General features: G+C 41.4%; 2 protein-coding genes. Both read right to left on the bottom strand.

Features of this window, described 5'->3' with window-relative positions:
* Positions 1 to 298: 298 nt before the first annotated feature.
* Entirely contained in the window at positions 299 to 514 is a 216-nt protein-coding gene (locus LAY57_RS35545) for a hypothetical protein (RefSeq protein WP_249072197.1), read from the bottom strand.
* Between the two features lie 72 nt (positions 515 to 586).
* The coding region (locus LAY57_RS35550; RefSeq protein ID WP_249072199.1) for a hypothetical protein at positions 587 to 1,563 on the bottom strand (977 nt) is incomplete at its 5' end.

Consider the following 1,563-nt stretch of genomic DNA (forward strand, 5'->3'; position numbering starts at 1 on the left):
TCTCTTTTTACTCTTGCTTAGCCTTTTTTTCTCCGTAATTTCCGATTGTGACAGTTGCGGGTGCGGAATGTGGGTTGGAAGAGGGAATCACCATCTTTTTTTTGGGTAGCCAGTATTCCGCAAATTCTGCTACATAAGTTTTTGGCATCTTGGTTGGGCTCTGTGTGGTATTACTTTCAATCAGAAACCTGAAGATTTTGAGTGAATTTCTGAGGTGTTCTGTTCACATTAAAATAAGCTTAATTGTCCCTCATTTATGCAAGAGTCCCAATCTAATTCGAGTTGGGCGATTAGTTGCTTAAGCCGCTTCCAATTCGTATTGGTATGCCACGAGGGTAGATATTTCCTCCGCCATGTTAGTAACTGATGTACCTTCGTTTGTTTCAGTCTCGCTAACTATTACGATTGTTTGTTCTGGCTGAAAATATATTCTGACCCGACAATGGCTCTCACATTCGTAATAACCGGGGTAATCGAATTTTCTCGATTCTATTAAGATGGCTTTTTCTGGCATGGATTTAGGCAGAATACAGTAAGAGCGTTCTGTATGAAACGCTTTTTATATGGTTCGGGAATTATGTACTACCTAAAATTCGATGTCTTCGTCAGATTGTTCTGAATAAGATACTTGTGCCTCTATGTTGACGAGAATTTCAGCGATAGCTTTGACTCCTTCTTCTAACGCCCGTGCATCTGAATGAGTACGTCCCTGGTCGTCAATATATACGCCTTTTTCATACCATCCAGGTACGCCAAGTTGAGCCAGACAGCGACCTATCTGACAAACTGCTTCATCGATTTTCGATTCCTTGTGTTCGATTCTAGTTTGTAAGTCTTTGTTTTGTTCCACTAAGTCTTCTGCTTGTGCAAATACGAGAAATTCTGACTTAGTTATTGCCAGTTTTTCTAATGATTGTTGATAATTGGCAATCCGCACTGGGATTTGAAATCTCGTACCTGGGTCTAGCACGACTACGGCTCTTTCTCTTGTCCCCAAAGGTGTTTCTTCTATTTCTACTTCTCGGAAAATGCCTATTTGATTGACTAAGGCTTGATTGCTACTGGCAATTATCCTCACTATGTCATTTGGTTGGAATGTTTCGGTAGGAGTGCTATCCTCTGTCACCTTAACAGATGTATTGCCGTTTTTGAGGACGTTGATTTCTGATGCTTGTTTCTCTACCAGTTGTTTGTACGATTCTAATTCAGTTACAGCATTGCTGTATTTCTGCTCGATGGATTGATATGCAGTCCGCAGGGATTCCATCTCTTTCTGCATTAAATTTAATTGGGATGAGATGGTGTTATCCGGGGTTTCTGCTACCGCTTGACGATTTGCTTTAACTTCGTCTAGTTCGGCTTTAAGTTGTTGTATTGTTGAGTCTTTTTCCTGTACCAGTTCGGTTAATTCGCTATATTCTCTGGTACTGATGGGTATGCCGCCGCCTGAGTGTTTGGTGGTGGATTTGTGTAAGATGGTGGCAGTGGCTATTGCTAGTTCTGCTAGTGTCGGTTGTGCCAGAATTTGTTTGGTTCTCAGTTTGGCTAGTAGTTGTGCTTTGG

The organism is Argonema antarcticum A004/B2, from assembly GCF_023333585.1.
In the GTDB taxonomy this organism is placed as follows: Bacteria; Cyanobacteriota; Cyanobacteriia; order Cyanobacteriales; family Aerosakkonemataceae; genus Argonema; species Argonema antarcticum.

Coding starts and splice junctions, on each gene's coding strand:
- LAY57_RS35545 (WP_249072197.1), bottom strand. CDS start 514: ATGCCAGAAAAAGCCATCTTAATAGAATCGAGAAAATTCGATTACCCC.